This window comes from Nocardia sp. JMUB6875, from assembly GCF_041154655.1.
GTDB lineage: Bacteria > Actinomycetota > Actinomycetes > Mycobacteriales > Mycobacteriaceae > Nocardia.
The window spans coordinates 25831-41067 of the sequence record NZ_BAAFGR010000036.1; the positions used below are offsets into that span (position 1 = coordinate 25831).

A 15237-nucleotide genomic window follows, 5' to 3' on the forward strand; every position below is an offset into this window, starting at 1 on the left:
CCACCCCGCGCTCCGGTCGGCAGAAAATCTACAACTTCAACAACCTCAACCAGCAGGACACCGCCCAACTGATCCAGCGCATCAACCGCGGCGACCAGATGAAAAGGTCCGCCAGCGCTTCCAAGAGGTCTTAGCCTCCTCTGCCACCTCCGAATAAAGGCCCAATCCCGACGCGGGATTGGGCCTTTCTCATGCCCACACAACGAAAGACCCGGCACGCCATGTCATCTGCGCCTGCGGCCGATCCGCCAACCGATACCGGCGGCCGTGTCCACAACTTCTCTGTGTCTTCCCCGGCCGACGCGGCGCGAGTCTTCAACCGCCTCAGGCGCGCCGACGACCTCACCCCATTCTCGACCGCAAAACAGATCTCCGCCACGCCCTCGATGTACTTCGCCGGCCTCCCCACCGGCGGCCCGATCAAGCAGTCCCCGGCCCCCGAGCCAGCACCGAACCAGCCACTTCCGCAGCCGAATACCCAACCGACAGGTCCGGTGCCGGCATCGGAAGGACAGCTGCCACAGCCGGTCGTCCCGGCTCCAGCGCCGGTGCCGCTACCCGCCGACGGTACTCAGTGGGACAGCTCCCCGAACGCCGACAACACACAAACCAGCGTCGTCGTCCCTGGGACCAACGGCCAGACAATCGACACCACCATCCACAACGCGGACAACACGACGACCGTGGTCCGCTCCCGCGCCGAAAAAGAAGGCACCACAGTCTGGATTGCGCACCCGGACGGATCGCATTCGGTCACCTTTATCCCCGCCGCCGGCCAGCCGAACGCAGGCGTCCAAGACACCTACACGGTTCCCGCTGGCGGCGACCTCGTTAACGGTGCCACTTCGCACACCGTCGGCGACGGAAAAGGCAACTGGGCCACCGAAACAATCCAGGCCAACGGTGAACTCGCCTACCAGACCGTCTCCAAGCAGCCAGACGGAACGTTCTACGTCACCGACGCCGTGCCCGGTGGCGGAACCACGACAAAAGCCTTCCGCCTCGGCTCACCCGAGTTCAGCACCCCCTGGCTGGTCGGTGAAACACGCCCCGACCACTCCGGATACCTCACCCGCTACGACGGCTCCACGAAGCAATGGGGCTCAGACGGCTCCGGCAGCATCACCGGCGGCCTGGACTCCACGACCACCACTTTCGGTATCGACCAGTGGAACCAGAAGTACGCCCAGACCATCGACCCGATCAACAAACAGATCGTGACTGAGGTGCTCAAGGACGCCGATACCGATCACCCGTGGACCGAGGTGATCATCAGCGACCTCGACCACAAGGGCGAGGGCCATTATCGGCAGAACGCCGACGGCAGTCTCGGCGAAATGCTTTGGCAGCGGGTACCTGGGTACAGATCGAGCGATGCCGTTCACGAGTTCGATGAGAACCGTGTGGTGCTGGATAAGTATGTGCTGGAACCGAATCCATCGGGTGGTGTATTCGTAAAGGAAGGCGGAATCGTCCTTGGAACGATTACCGCCGGAACGGATCATACTCAGATCTTCAAGCCGACCAAAGAATATGGTGAACGTACCCACAATGTGTTCACGCAGGAGATCATTCTTTCACCCGACCAGCAAAAAGCCACCACGATCTTCAGTATTTTCGGAGAGGACTGGCAGAAGAAGGGGCACCGCGAACTAATCACGCAGTTCGGGGAGTTCCCCGGAAAACCGTGGGTTGGATCAGAAATCGGCGCGAACGGCCAGAACTACACCTCGTTCTCCGGCAAGTTCGGAACCGCCTTCCTTAACACCTATCAGGCCACCCTGCCGCTGGTTGGTCTCGGTGGTGCGGACAGCCCGGGTTTCGCCGACTCCTGGACAGCTCTGGGTAAAAACCTCGCCAAAACCGCCGCGATTGTCGGCATAACCGCCCAATTCGGACCCCTCGGATATCAAGCCGCCAACAATGGAATCGTTCCCGGTCTGAACAAGGGCGAAGCGAACCAGCTGGTCACTGATCTCGCCAATAATTTCGGATACGCAGATTTCCGTCAGGGCAACATCACCGCAGGAATGGGCACCTTGCTCGGCGCTCTGGCAGCCGCGTCGGGGATCAATAAAGCGAGCGGCGTCGTCGTACGTCCAGCGATCGCCGGGATCAAGCTCGCGACTGGTCGTCTGGCGACAAACGCCAGAAATACCCTCGACGACACTACAAGAGCCGGTGTTGGTGTATCGGATTCTCTTCAAAACCTCGGTAGCCGTGTGACAGGGGTCCCGCCGAAAGCCGTCGCGATGCAGCCCGACGGCTCTAGCCTGAGCGGAGTCACTAGCGCGCCAACCTCGCACGCCATGCTCCCCAGTGCGAGCCGGCCAAGCATCCCGCTAAAACAAAGGCCTTTCGACGCGTCTACATCAGTCCGCAGCAAATCTCTCGCGCATTCAGACGCAGCCGTCGCTGCGCGTGTGGAAGTGTCTGTCCGATCTGCCGCTGCCTTTGTGCGGCAAGGAATCAGTCAAACCTTCAAAGGTCTGGCTGAATCTTGGGCGGGAGTACCGCGCAGCTTTGGTGTTATTTCCGACGGGGCGCCGCGGGCAGGTGGGTACTGGCGGCGCACGGAGAACCTCGGCGCCTTCTCTGAACTGGCGGTTCCTATGCAGAAGCGTGTCGTACGGCGTGTTGCTGATACAGCCGAACTGACCTTCAAGGGTGTCAGGATCAAGCTGGATAGAAATCCTGACTTGATCGGCCGACAACTTTACGGTCATACTACCCCCGACGGTCGGGTTATAACCCTGTACCCTGATGCCTTCACGTCGATTGAGGAGTTGGTGAAGACTCTTGGTCATGAACGCCAGCATGTATGGCAGGCAAGAGTTTATGGGAAGTATCAGTCCATGGAAACAATGCATAAATGGGAATTGGCGGCTCATGCGAGTGAGGAACAATTCTGGACCCACTATTTGAAGAGGCTTGGTAAATGAGTAATCGAAAAGTCTGGCTGGGTCAGCTCGCCCTTGTTCTGGATGGCGTAGCGGTAGGTTTGATGGATTGCCCGACGTGTGGGCAGCGGGATCTGCATTTCCGGTTCATTGGGAACGTCTCGTCCAGAACTGGGTACATCATCATGTGGTGCGGTTCTTGCTTGAATGGCATCGTTGTCTCGCGGGCGAAGGCCAGTGATTCTATTGAAATCCTGCCGATGGAAGACCCTGCTTCTCTCGCCAATGTGCCAAATTTTCACAGGTACGAATAGCTGGCGACGATCGCGCCGAGAGCTCCTCTCAGTGTGTTTCCGGGATCAACCGGCAGAGCCACCAGGCGCGCTGGGGGTATTCCGGCGAGTAGATGCGGATCCGCAGACTCCGGATCTTTCGGTCGGTCAGGTCGTGGACCAGGATGTGATCGTCGAAGTTGTAGAGGGGCTTGCTGTTCCACAGCTCGTCCCATTCGACGGCAGTTCGGCATCTGCGGACCAGGTTCGAGACCGGGGTGTCGGTGGCGATGTTGGGTGCGAGTTGGCGGATGCTGTGCAGGCAGCGGGATGCCTCCTTGCGCCACTCCACCAGCACCTCGCGGGCGAGGGGTTCGAGAAATAGCCATTCCACGAAGCTCATGCCCGGTCCCAGGCCGGGGAAGGCGCGCTGATGGGCCGCGTTTGCGGCCACGATTGTGAAAATCGGCAACGTGTAGAAGCTGGCGGGGTCCGTTAGTGCGGCGAGGTCCGCGAGGTCGTCGGTGCCGGGTGTGGCCGCGGTCGGCGGCGGGCCGAAGAGCCCGGGGAGGCCCAGGTCGAGGATGTGTCTGCGGTGCATCGGCGATACGTCCAGTTGATCGAACAGGATCTGCAGGGAGTGCAGAGTCGGCGGGCGGGTGCCCAGTTCGATCTTTTCGATGAGGGAGACAGACAGGTTTGCCTTCTTGGCTAGTTCGGTGCGAGTGAGCCAGGCGTCTTCTCGGCGTTGGCGGATGTAGTCACCGAATAGGTTGTCAGCCAAGAGTTCTCGCCTCTCCCGCAAACATTTGTATTGCGCTCTGTAATGCGGGGTCTCCCACGGATTGTGTGGACGGAGTTCGTTGAACTCTCATCTTGTTGCCCCGGATAATAGAACACATGTTCGAACGATAGCTCAAATGCTGCCGCTGACCGCGATGGCGGGGCCGGTGGCGGCGCTGGGCGAAGGGGCGGAAGGCGGTCCGGTGGACTGGATGGACAGATGTGTCGGGAACCGGCTGGGTCGGGCGATGAAGGAGGCGGGGGTGAGTGACGTGGACCTGGGGCGACGACTTGGGATGACGGGTGCTGTGCTCGCGCGCCGGATGGCTCGACCGGGCACGTTCCAGGTGGACGAGTTGATACTCGCCGCCGTGGCGCTCGGTCGCGAGGTTCAGGATCTGCTTCCGGCTGCCGATTGCTTGCCCGGAAAAGGCTGCTCGGTCTGTTTGGCTGAAACATGACCGGTGGCAGGTGAATTCGGTCTACGAAGGCGGCGCTCTCGAAAAGGGGGCGCCGCCTTTTCGCGTTTCAGGCCAGGGAGGTGTCGCCGAGGGATTCGGCGAACTTTCGGAGTAGGGGGATGAGGGTTTCGCGGTCGGTGGGGGTTAGGGCGGCGGTGAGGATGCGGTCCTCGTTTGCGGTGTGGAGGGGGAGGAGGCGGTCTACCAAGGCGCGGCCCTCGTCGGTGAGGACGACCTTGATGGCTCGGCGGTCGGTGGGGTCGGGGACTCGGGCTACCCAGCCTTTGGCAGTCAGGCGGTCTATGCGGTTGGTGATGGCGCCGGAGGTGAGCATGGCGGCCTTGTTGAGGGCGCCGGCGCTGAGGCCGGATTCGTTGCCGGAGCGGCGGAGGGTGGCGAGGACGTCGAATTCCCAGCGTTCGAGGCCGTGGGTGCGGAAGAAGTCGGAGAGTTCCTTGTCGCACAGGCGGCCCAGGCGGGAGAGGCGGCCGAAGATCTCCATGGGGGAGGAGTCGACGTCGGGGCGCTGCTCGCGCCAGGCGGCGGTGATCTGGTCTACGGCGTCGGCCACGGTGACCTGGTCCTTTCGGCTCAGAAAAAGTTCAATGTTGAGATACTTGACACTGAGGTATCCAGATGGTTTTATCTCAGCATTGAGATTATCAATGAGGAGCTGAAATGACCACCTCACGCGCCGGACTCACCGGGACGCTCGCCCTCACCGGGCTGGCACCGCTGGTTTGGGGATCGACCTACTACGTCACCACCACGTTCCTGCCGCCGGACCGCCCGATGTTCACCGCACTCATGCGGGTGCTGCCCGCGGGCCTGCTGTTGCTGGCCCTGACCCGGAAACTGCCGCACGGGCAATGGATTACGCGTGCGTTCGCGCTGGGGGCGCTGAACATCGGCCTCTTCACGGCGCTGCTGTTCGTGGCCGCCTACCGGCTGCCGGGTGGTGTCGCGGCGGTGATCACCTCGTCGGCGCCACTGTTCGCGGTGGGCTTCGCGGCGGCCGCCGGGCTCGAAAGGCTCAGCGCCCGAAAGATCGTGGCGGGCTTGATCGGATTGGGCGGCGTCGCCCTCGTGGTGCTCAAGGCCACGGCCGCCCTCGATACCCTCGGCGTGATCGCCGGGCTGGCCGCGGCCATCGCCATGGGCAGCGGCACCATTCTGACCAAGCGCTGGGGTCGCCCCGACGGGGTCAGCCCGCTGGCCATGACCGGCTGGCAGCTGACAGCGGGTGGGCTCCTGCTGCTGCCGGTGGCCGCCATCGCCGAGGGCATGCCGCCCGTGCTGGACGCCCGCAATATCGGCGGCTACCTCTTCCTGGGCCTGATCGGCACGGCCGTCGCCTACGCGCTGTGGTTCCGCGGCATCGCCAAGGCCAGCGCCACCTCGGTGCAGTTCCTCGGTCTGCTGAGCCCGCTCTCGGCGACCATCATCGGCTGGGTCGCGCTCGGACAGTCGCTGGCACCGCTGCAGATCCTGGGCATGGTCATCGCCCTGGGCGGCACCCTGCTCGGCCAGACCGGATCGGGCCCGAGCACAAAGGATTCCGCGCCGGGAGCGCCGAAGTCCGAGCCCCGGGTGCGAGCGGGCGCGGCGGAGACCTTCACCGCCAAGATCCGCCTCGCCGCCTGACCGGATCCATCTCGACGCAGCGCAAGACCGTGCAGATCAAGGAGCGAAAGACCATGCAGATCACAGTGTTCGGAGCGAGTGGGAACGCGGGCAGCCGGATCGTCACCGAGGCGCTGGGCCGGGGCCACGCGGTGCGGGCCGTCGCCCGCCATGCGGACCGGCTGCGCCACCTGCCCGAGCAGGCCGAGGTGTGGACCGCCGACGCCACCGACCCCATTGCCGTCGAAAAGGCCGCCGCCGGAAGCGATGTCGTGGTCGGCGTGACCCGCCCGGCCCCGGGCCGCGAGCACGAACTGGCCGAGGTCGCCGCCGCGCTGCTGGCGGGCCTGGCGGACAGCGGGATTCGGCTGCTGGTGATCGGCGGCGCGGGCAGCCTCACCGTCCCCGGGACCGGCAAGACGCTCGCCGAGCAGCCCGAATTCCCGGCCTACCTGGGACCGATCGCCGCGGGCGGCAGCCGCCAGCTCGAGGTGTTCCGCACCACCGAGCACGCGGTGAACTGGACCTACATCAGCCCCGCCGCCATGTTCGAGCCCGGCGAGCGCCGCGGCGTCTACCGGCTCGGCGCCGACGACCTACTCTTCGACGCGGCAGGCGATTCCTCGATCTCCATGGAGGATATGGCGATTGCCCTGCTCGACGAGATCGAACGGCCCCGCCACCACCGCACCCGGATCACGGTGGGCTACTGAGATCCACCGAAAACCGCCACCGCACAACGCGAAACGGGGCGTGACCGATAACCGGTCACGCCCCGTTCGTCGTGCGAACGCCTCAGGCGATGCGGAAGCCCGCGCCCGCCCCGCCGCGGCGGTCGATATCGGCCAGCACCGCGGAGATATTGGTGGACAGCTCCGGCTCGTGGATCAGGTTGCCGCCGCCCTCGCACAGCGGGAGCTCGACATCGATCGGGCCGGCCTTGAAGTTGGTGCCCGCCACCACCATTCCGACCAGCTGGTCGCCGCGCAGCACCGGTGCGCCGGAGTCACCGTGGTTGGCACACACCTGGCTACGGAAGGTGAGCGCCTTGGTCTCCCACACCGGTCCACAGGTGAAGCCGGTGGTGCGGCCGTTCTTGCAGACGGTCTCGCCGATCTGCGGCGGGGCGCCCACCGAGTTGATCACCGACTGCGCGACCCGGCGGGTGGGGATCACCTTGTCCGGGTTGAAGACGATGATCCCCCAGTCCATGTCCTCGCTCTTCTCGGTGACCACACCGATGCCGCCGCTGCGGGTGTACTCGGCCGCGACGCGCGCGCCGACCTCACCGCAGTGGCCGGCGGTCAGGCCGACGAGCTGGTTCTTGTTGTCGTAGCCCACGGCGGTGAGCGTGCAGTCGCTGACCATGTCCGTGGCCGTGAGGTCCTCGACGTAGACCCCGGAACCGCCGCCGAGCGTCACCGGCCCGGCCGCATTCGCCGGTCCGGCGAACAGGAGCGTGGAGCTGACAGCGGCGGCGGCGGTGGCCGCCACGCGCAGAACTCGGGCGCGGCCCGCAGAGAACATTGGGTTATTCCTCATCCCCCGAAAATTCGAATCGTGCGCGCGCGGAAATCGGGAGTCCGGCAGCGCGCACGCGGAGCATGTCACGCCCGCAACCTCGTTGCAAGTCGCAACGCGGGTGACCGATTCGATGGCCCATTCGGAACGTTTTGCCCGCCAGCGGCTTCCGAGCGGAAAACGGACTTGGCCCTGTCGGTGCCCCGTGATAGAACTCCGGTCGGTGGTGATCGCACCATCGCGCACACCGGGGCTGCCCCCATTTTCAGGGGCCGCTTCAAATACGGGGAGAATTTTCGAATGGCTTTCTCGGGCAAACTCGCCCTGACCATGTTCGTTTCCGCTGCGGCCGTGCTGGTTACGTCGCTGGGGGCCGGTACCGCCAACGCCATGGAGCGCGGTCCGGACGGTTCGCTGTACGGCTCGCTGGCGCTGAGCACCGACGGCGGCACCTTCTACGGCGCGGCCTGGAACTACCCGAACTGGGGTTCCTCCGACCGGGATGCCCTGGGTCAGTGCGCCCACCGCGGCTGCAAGATCCTGGTGCAGTTCCGTGACGGCTGCGGCTCCATCGCCGAAAGCGCCGATCACACCTACTACTACGGCGGTTCGGGCCGCAACCGCGCCGAGGCCGAGCGCGACGCCATGGACCGGCTCACCAACTGGATGCCCGCCCCGGCCGCCATGTTCGGCAGCTCCGCCCCGCCGAAGCAGTCCGTCCACATCCGCTACACCGAGTGCACCGACGGCGCGTAGATTAACGCTTGACCTTGACGTTGCGTCAACTTGCATCCTGAATTCATCGAGGAGAACGAAGGGATACGAAAGGCCGGAACGTGAGCGCCGAATGGTCGATCCAGGAATTGGCGAAGGTGGCCCGCACCACAAGCCGCACGCTGCGGCATTACGGTGACCTCGGGTTACTGCCGCCGACCCGGATCGGCTCGAATGGTTATCGCTATTACGACCAGGAATCCCTCGTACGGCTGCAGCGCATCCTTTTGCTCCGCGAACTCGGCCTCGGCCTGCCGGCCATCGCCGAAGTCCTCGCGGGGCAAAAGGACACCGCCGCCGCCCTGCGCACGCATCTGGAATTGCTGAGAAACGAGCAGGACCGGATCGCGCGCCAAATCGCCTCGGTGCAAACCACATTGCGCAAGACGGAAGCAGGTGAACAACTGATGGCAAACGAAGTATTCGACGGATTCGACCACGCCCAGTACAAGGACGAGGTCATCGAGCGCTGGGGCAAGGACGCCTGGGAGAGCGGCGACCGCTGGTGGAACGCCAAGACCGAGGCGGAGAAGCAGGCCCACTTCCAGACCCACCTGGACATCGCCGCCGACTACGGCCGCGCCCACGCGGCCGGCCTCCCGGTCGACAGCGACGAGGTTCAGGCAATCGTCCAGCGCCACTACGACTGGCTCGACTCCACCCCGACCGGCGGCCCGATCAGCGCCCAGTACTTCAACGGTCTGGGCGACATGTACGTAGCCGACCCGCGCTTCGCGGCCAACTACGACAAGCACGGCGAGGGCACCGCCGAGTACGTCCGGGACGCCATGCGCGTCTTCTCGGCCGGGCTCTAGCCGGAACCCTCCGGCGCGCTGGCTCGGTCCCCGAAAATGACTGGATTGCCCCTGCCGGTGCGGGAGTAGAGTTCGCGCGCAAGGGAGGGGAGAGCCGATGAGTTATCCGTACGGGCCGGAGGATCAGGCGCAGCCGGGATTCGGGCCGCTGGAGTATCCGCCGGCTACCGCTTATCCGCAGCAGCGGCCGTTTCCGTGGCAAACCGCTGCTCCGGCAACGGGGTTCGGGCAGCCGGGCTATCCGGTGGCCGGGTACCCCGGTCCCTATGGGACGTATCCGGGGCCATACGGGGCGCCGTCGATGCAGGCGAGTGGCGGGACCGCGATCACGGCGGGCGTGCTGGGGATCATCTTGGGATTGCTGTCGGTGCTGGGCAGCATCGGGTTGATCGCGCTCGTCGTGGCTTTCCGCGATGATCGGGACGGGATCTCGGGGGAGGACAGCGGCACCGCCGTGCTGGTGCTCGTCATCGCCATCCTCGCGGGGGTGATGGCGCTGATGTGGCTGGTCGGGTCGGTGCTGTTGCTGATGCGTAAGACCGTGGGGCGGGTGCTGGTGATCATCGCCTCCGCCTTGGGTGCGATCGGCGGAGTGATCAATGTGGCCTCGGGATCGATTGTCAGCGGTGTCGGATTGCTGCTGTCGCTCGCGATTCTCGTGCTGGCGGCGGTGCCGCCGACGGGGCGCTGGATCGCCGCGGCGAAGCAGGAGCTGGCCCCGGCTCAGCCGTACTACCCGTACTACTGACGGAAAACGAACAGCCGCCCGGCCTTTCGACCGGGCGGCTGTTCGCATCTATAAAGCGATCAGACCGCGCACATCGACTGCATGACGCCGCGCAGAATCGGCGCACCGTAGGTGGCGGGGGCGAAGGCGATGGTCTCGGCGATCCCCAGCGGGGTGGTGATGGTCGAGGCGACGCCGGTGAAACCGGCGATGGTGTTGCCGACGGTCAGCAGCAGGCTGGTGGTGTCGAGCGCGAAGGTGATGAGCGCGAAGACGTTCTCCACCTTTACATCCGAGAGCGCGACGGTATTGACCGCGCGGCCCTCGTAGATGTCGAAGCCCAGGTTGGCCAGGAAGGTCAGCGGTCCGTAGTCCAGCGCGTCCACGATCGGCCCGAGCTGCTCGGTGCGGCGCAGCATCATGATGTCGGCGACCCGGTTGTTCCGCAGGAAGCCCTGCAGCGCATCGGCATTGGCGTTGATCGTGTTCGGGTCGACGGGCAGCGCGGCCGTAGTCAGGAAGTTGCGGGTGCGCTCGACCAGGTCGGCGGTCTTCAGCTCCGCGATCGGGGTGCAGGCGCCGTCGGCCTTCATCACCTGGTTGGCCAGGTCGATGAGCGGCTGCGGCAGATCGACGTGCTCATCGGGCAGATCCAGCTGCAGCTTCTGGTACACCCCGTGCGCATCGCAGCCCACCGACAGCTGCGATTGCACCGCGCGCGCCAGCGATTTCACGCCGTTGAACAGCGCGCCGACGATCGGCTTGAGCACGAACCCGACGGTCGGCACCAGGCTGGCGGCGAACTGGGCCGGGATCTTCACGATGCGGGTGGCGAGGATGAAGACCTCGACCACGTCGCGCACCTTCAGGTCCGAGAGCGCGATGGTCCGGTGCACCTGTCCGGAGTGGATGGCGTCGAGGTTGTTGACGATGTAGGTGACGATCGGGTCGTCGAGGAACTGGGTGCGGTCGTTGACCTCGTCCGGGCTCAGCGGCAGGAAGCCGCGGCGATGCACGTGGACCGAGGCGACGTTCTGGCGGAAGTCGTTGACCGACTGGTCGTAGGCGGCCTGCTGCCCGGCCGGGATGACCGTGCGGATGGCACTGGCGGCCGCGGAGATGACGTCGTCGAAGGTTGCTGCGCCGGGCTTGCCGCAGACTTCCCCGGCATCGGCGATCTCGGCCGCGGCGAGCGTGTCGCCCTCTTCCGCGCGGGCGGGTGCGGCACCCGGGACCAGGGCGGCGGTGCCGAGCACGGTGGTGATGGAGACCGCCCCGAGCAATGGGGCGAAGCGAGTGAAGCGCATGTTTCAGGGTCTTCCGGTCGAGCTAGGGGGCACGGCCGCGCTAACACACGGCTACGAACTGGTCATACGATCAATTCAGGTGGATATGTAATACAGCTCTCATGACGCCGCTGTCCGCGCTTTCGTGAACTCTGCGCAAAAAGATTGCGACCAATCCCGCTCAGTGAGATGACGCGAGTCACTCGGCGGCCTACTGTCGCGGAGTCGGCGCCCGGTCCCGGCAAAGTCGTGGCATCGCCCCCGTGCGAACCCTGCCAACCCGGCCCGACGGAGCCGACGCGCGCGATGAGGCAGTGCCGGTAGTCTGGGCTCCCGTGACCGTCGCATCCCCCTTCGATCTCGTCATTGTCGGCTCCGGCTTCTTCGGGCTGACCATCGCGGAACGCACCGCCAACCTGCTCGGCAAGCGAGTCCTGGTGGTGGAACGTCGCTATCACCTGGGCGGCAACGCCTACTCGGAGGCGGATCCGGAAACCGGCATCGAGGTCCACAAGTACGGGGCCCACCTGTTCCACACCTCGAACAAGCGGGTGTGGGACTACGTGAACCAGTTCACCGAGTTCACGAACTATCAGCACCGCGTCTTCGGCCTGCACAAGGGCCAGGCGTACCCGCTGCCCCTGGGCCTGGCCCTGGTATCGCAGTTCTTCGGCCGCTACTACACCCCGGACGAGGCGCGCGCGCTCATCGCCGAGCAGTCGGCGGAGTTCGACAGCAGCAAGGTGACCAACCTCGAGGAGAAGGGCATCTCGCTGATCGGCCGCCCGCTCTACGAGGCGTTCATCCGCGACTACACGGCCAAGCAGTGGCAGACCGATCCCAAGGAACTGCCGGCGAACATCATCACCCGGCTGCCGGTCCGCTACACCTTCGACAGCCGCTACTTCAACGACACCTACGAGGGCCTGCCCAAGGACGGGTACGCCGCGTGGCTGTCGAGGATGGCGGAGAACGACCTCATCGAGGTCCGCCTGAACACCGACTGGTTCGACGTGCGCGACGAGATCCGCGCCCAGAACCCCGACGCCCCGGTCGTCTACACCGGCCCGCTGGACCACTACTTCGACTACGCCGAGGGTGAACTCGGCTGGCGCACCATCGATTTCGAGACCGAGGTGCTCGAAACCGGTGACTTCCAGGGCATTCCGGTCATGAACTACAACGACTCGGATGTCCCCTTCACCCGCATCATCGAGCCGCGCCACTTCCACCCCGAGCGCGATTACTACCCCACCGACAAGACGGTGATCATGCGCGAGTTCTCGCGCTTCGCCCAGACCGGCGACGAACCGTACTACCCCATCAACACCCCGGAGGACCGCGCCAAGGTGCTCGCCTACCGCGAGCGCGCCAAGGCCGAAACCGCCGCGAACAAGGTGCTTTTCGGCGGCCGCCTGGGCACCTACCAGTACCTGGACATGCACATGGCCATCGGCGCGGCGCTCAGCATGTTCGACAATGTGCTGCGCCCGCACCTGGAAACCGGTGCGCCGCTGGTGGACACCGCCGAATGACCGCCCAACTCACTCGGGAAGACATGAGCACCGAGACTCGCGCCGTATCCCTGCTCCAGCGCATCATCCTGCCCCGGCCGGGTGAACCGCTGGACGTGCGCAAGCTGTACCTCGAGGAATCCGAGACCAATGCCCGGCGCGCGCATGCCATCACGCGCACCGCGCTGGCCATCGGCGCGGAGTCCGAGGTCTCCTTCTGCACCTACTTCAATGCCGTGCCCGCCAGCTACTGGCGGCGCTGGAGCGTGCTGAAGTCCGTGGTGCTGCGGCTGGAACTGTCCGGCCACGGCCGTGTGGACGTCTACCGCTCCAAGGCCGACGGTTCCCGAATCCACGTGCAGGGCAACGAGTTCAGCACGCCCGGTGACGGCGCGGCGGCCGCGGACTTCGTCGAGTTCGAGGTGGATCTGGGCCCGTTCGAGGACGGCGGCTGGATCTGGTTCGACATCACCACCGACAGCCATGTCGAAATGCGCAGCGGCGGTTGGTACGCGCCGATCGAGGCGCCGGGTGAGGGCAGCATCGCCGTCGGCATGCCGACCTTCAACCGCCCCACCGACGCGGTGAAGACGCTGACCGCCCTGGGTTCGGATCCGCTGGTGCTGGAGAAGATCAAGGCCGTCATCATTCCGGACCAGGGCACCAAGAAGGTCGTGGACGAGCCCGGCTTCACCGAGGCCGCGGCCCGCCTGGGCGGTCGCCTGGCGATTCACGATCAGCCGAATCTCGGCGGCTCCGGCGGCTACAGCCGGGTCATGTACGAGGCGCTCAAGACCACCGACGCCGAATACATCGTCTACATGGACGACGACATCGAGATCGAGCCGGACTGCATCCTGCGCGCGCTGGCGTTCTCGCGTTTCGCCAAGTCGCCCATCCTGACCGGCGGCCAGATGCTCAACCTGCAGGAGCGCTCGCACCTGCACGTGATGGGCGAGGTGGTGGACCGCTCCATCTTCATGTGGACCGCGGCCCCGAACGTCGAGTACGACCACGACTTCGCCAAGAACCCGCTGCGCGATCGCGACAACTCGAAGCTGCTGCACCGCCGCATCGACGTCGACTTCAACGGCTGGTGGACCTGCGTGATCCCGCGCCAGGTCGCCGAGGAGATCGGCCAGCCGCTGCCGCTGTTCCTGAAGTGGGACGACGCCGAATACGGTTTGCGCGCACGCGAACACGGCTACCCGACCGTCACCCTGCCGGGTGCGGCGGTGTGGCACATGGCCTGGTCCGACAAGGACGACGCCATCGACTGGCAGGCCTACTTCCACCTGCGCAACCGCCTGGTGGTCGCCTCCCTGCACCTCCCCAACGACGGCCGCCCCATGGTCGTCAACACCGTCAAGGCCACGCTGAAACACCTGCTGTGCCTGGAGTATTCGACGGTCGCCATCCAGAACGAGGCGATCCGCGACTACCTGGCCGGGCCGGAGAAGCTCTTCGAGCTGCTGCCGACCGCGCTGGGCAAGGTGCACGCCATGCGCAAGGAGTACCCGGACGCGGTGGTCCTGCCCTCCTCCACCGAACTGCCGCTGCCCTCGCACGCCGAGGTCGGCGCGGTCGGCGAACCGGGCAATCCGCTCGCCAAGGTGACCCGCCTGGGCAAGGGCGTGCTGCACAACTTCCGCAAGGCCAACCCGAAGCACCACGACACCCCGCAGCTGAACGTGCCGACGCTGGACGCGCGCTGGTTCCTGCTCTCGCAGGTCGACGGCGTCACCGTTACCACCGCCGACGGCCGCGGCGTCGTCTACCGTAAGCGGGATCCGCGAAAGGCCATGGAGCTGTTCAAGGAAGCGATGCGCCTGCGCAAGGAGCTGGCCGAGCGCTTCCCGGAGGTGCGCGAGCAGTATCGTCGCGCGCACTCGCATCTCACCAGCAAGGCCGCGTGGGAGAACGTCTTCGGTATCGATACTGAATCAAGGAACGAGCCCAAATGACGGCTGCACAGCCCGTTTCCGGCCAGGACCGCGGATTGCGCGTGGTCCCGGACGCGCCGGAGGCCCCGGTCGCGTCCCCGGCCGAGGTCAAGATCATCAACCTGGTGCAGGGCACCATCGGACAGGATCCGCGGGTGGTCAAGGCCGCGCGCGGGATGTCGCATTTCGGTGAGCACTCGCTGGGCTGGATCGGCATCGCCGCGGTCGGCGCGCTGGTCGACAAGCCGCGCCGCCGCGAGTGGGCGGGCGTGGCCGTCGGCGCGTTCGGCGCGCACGCGGCGAGTGTCGTGATCAAGCGCGTCGTCCGCCGCAAGCGCCCGCACGACCCGTCGGTGCAGGTCAACGTGTCAACGCCGTCGAAGCTGAGCTTCCCGTCCTCGCACGCGACATCCACCACGGCGGCGGCTGTGTTGCTCGGCAGGTTGACCGGGTTACCCTTGCCCGCGGTGCTCGTCCCGCCGATGCTGCTCTCCCGGATCGTCCTCGGCGTGCACTACCCCACCGACGTGCTGGCGGGATCCGCGCTGGGCGCGGCCTCCGCGGCCGCCGTGCTCGCCGCCGAAAAGAGACTCGCGAAGTGACCGCCCAGGAAAGAGC

Annotated in this window: 14 protein-coding genes; 10 read left to right on the plus strand and 4 right to left on the minus strand. The window is 65.5% G+C overall.

Annotated elements, in window-relative coordinates; genetic code table 11:
* Positions 1–221: 221 nt before the first annotated feature.
* Complete coding sequence (locus tag ACAM49_RS11865; RefSeq protein ID WP_369635520.1) at positions 222–2942, plus strand: hypothetical protein; 2721 nt, start codon at positions 222–224, stop codon at positions 2940–2942.
* 300 nt (positions 2943–3242) lie between these two features.
* Here ACAM49_RS11865 and ACAM49_RS11870 read toward each other — a convergent pair whose 3' ends face one another.
* Positions 3243–3956, minus strand: coding sequence for a helix-turn-helix domain-containing protein (locus tag ACAM49_RS11870; RefSeq protein ID WP_369635521.1), 714 nt, complete (start codon positions 3954–3956; stop codon positions 3243–3245).
* 136 nt (positions 3957–4092) lie between these two features.
* Here ACAM49_RS11870 and ACAM49_RS11875 point away from each other — a divergent pair, with 136 nt between their 5' ends.
* Positions 4093–4416 (plus strand): helix-turn-helix domain-containing protein, encoded by a 324-nt coding sequence (locus ACAM49_RS11875; protein ID WP_369635522.1) that lies wholly within the window; start codon positions 4093–4095, stop codon positions 4414–4416.
* A gap of 67 nt (positions 4417–4483) precedes the next feature.
* On the opposite strand, the gene ACAM49_RS11880 is transcribed toward ACAM49_RS11875, so the two are convergent.
* Complete coding sequence (locus ACAM49_RS11880) at positions 4484–4987, minus strand: MarR family winged helix-turn-helix transcriptional regulator (RefSeq protein WP_369635523.1); 504 nt, start codon at positions 4985–4987, stop codon at positions 4484–4486.
* Positions 4988–5094: 107 nt separating this feature from the next.
* Here ACAM49_RS11880 and ACAM49_RS11885 point away from each other — a divergent pair, with 107 nt between their 5' ends.
* Both ACAM49_RS11885 and ACAM49_RS11890 read left to right on the plus strand, forming a co-directional pair.
* Positions 5095–6060, plus strand: a complete 966-nt coding sequence (locus tag ACAM49_RS11885) for an EamA family transporter (protein WP_369635524.1) — start codon at positions 5095–5097, stop codon at positions 6058–6060.
* A gap of 53 nt (positions 6061–6113) precedes the next feature.
* Positions 6114–6752, plus strand: a complete 639-nt coding sequence (locus tag ACAM49_RS11890; protein ID WP_369635525.1) for an NAD(P)-dependent oxidoreductase — start codon at positions 6114–6116, stop codon at positions 6750–6752.
* Positions 6753–6834: 82 nt separating this feature from the next.
* On the opposite strand, the gene ACAM49_RS11895 is transcribed toward ACAM49_RS11890, so the two are convergent.
* The gene (locus tag ACAM49_RS11895; protein ID WP_369635526.1) at positions 6835–7566 is read right to left on the minus strand and encodes a S1 family peptidase; all 732 of its coding nucleotides are present in this window, start codon (positions 7564–7566) and stop codon (positions 6835–6837) included.
* A 294-nt stretch (positions 7567–7860) separates the two neighbouring features.
* Here ACAM49_RS11895 and ACAM49_RS11900 point away from each other — a divergent pair, with 294 nt between their 5' ends.
* The 3 genes from ACAM49_RS11900 to ACAM49_RS11910 all read left to right on the plus strand — a co-directional run bounded on the left by ACAM49_RS11900 (position 7861) and on the right by ACAM49_RS11910 (position 9897).
* Positions 7861–8316, plus strand: coding sequence for a DUF4189 domain-containing protein (locus tag ACAM49_RS11900; RefSeq protein WP_040802312.1), 456 nt, complete (start codon positions 7861–7863; stop codon positions 8314–8316).
* An 80-nt stretch (positions 8317–8396) separates the two neighbouring features.
* Positions 8397–9149: a MerR family transcriptional regulator gene (locus ACAM49_RS11905; RefSeq protein WP_369635527.1), complete on the plus strand. Its 753-nt coding sequence runs from the start codon at positions 8397–8399 to the stop codon at positions 9147–9149.
* Positions 9150–9246: 97 nt separating this feature from the next.
* Positions 9247–9897: a hypothetical protein gene (locus ACAM49_RS11910; RefSeq protein ID WP_369635528.1), complete on the plus strand. Its 651-nt coding sequence runs from the start codon at positions 9247–9249 to the stop codon at positions 9895–9897.
* Positions 9898–9956: 59 nt separating this feature from the next.
* Here ACAM49_RS11910 and ACAM49_RS11915 read toward each other — a convergent pair whose 3' ends face one another.
* The gene (locus ACAM49_RS11915; RefSeq protein WP_369635529.1) at positions 9957–11183 is read right to left on the minus strand and encodes a hypothetical protein; all 1227 of its coding nucleotides are present in this window, start codon (positions 11181–11183) and stop codon (positions 9957–9959) included.
* Positions 11184–11497: 314 nt separating this feature from the next.
* Between ACAM49_RS11915 and glf the strand changes: the two genes are divergently transcribed.
* The 3 genes from glf to ACAM49_RS11930 are packed head-to-tail and all read left to right on the plus strand — an operon-like array spanning position 11498 to position 15221.
* Positions 11498–12697 (plus strand): UDP-galactopyranose mutase, encoded by a 1200-nt coding sequence (gene glf, locus ACAM49_RS11920; protein WP_369635530.1) that lies wholly within the window; start codon positions 11498–11500, stop codon positions 12695–12697.
* The gene (locus tag ACAM49_RS11925; RefSeq protein WP_369635531.1) at positions 12694–14640 is read left to right on the plus strand and encodes a glycosyltransferase; all 1947 of its coding nucleotides are present in this window, start codon (positions 12694–12696) and stop codon (positions 14638–14640) included. Before glf ends, ACAM49_RS11925 begins: the two co-directional genes overlap by 4 nt.
* Positions 14637–15221, plus strand: coding sequence for a phosphatase PAP2 family protein (locus tag ACAM49_RS11930; protein ID WP_369635532.1), 585 nt, complete (start codon positions 14637–14639; stop codon positions 15219–15221). Before ACAM49_RS11925 ends, ACAM49_RS11930 begins: the two co-directional genes overlap by 4 nt.
* The last annotated feature ends 16 nt before the right edge of the window (positions 15222–15237 follow it).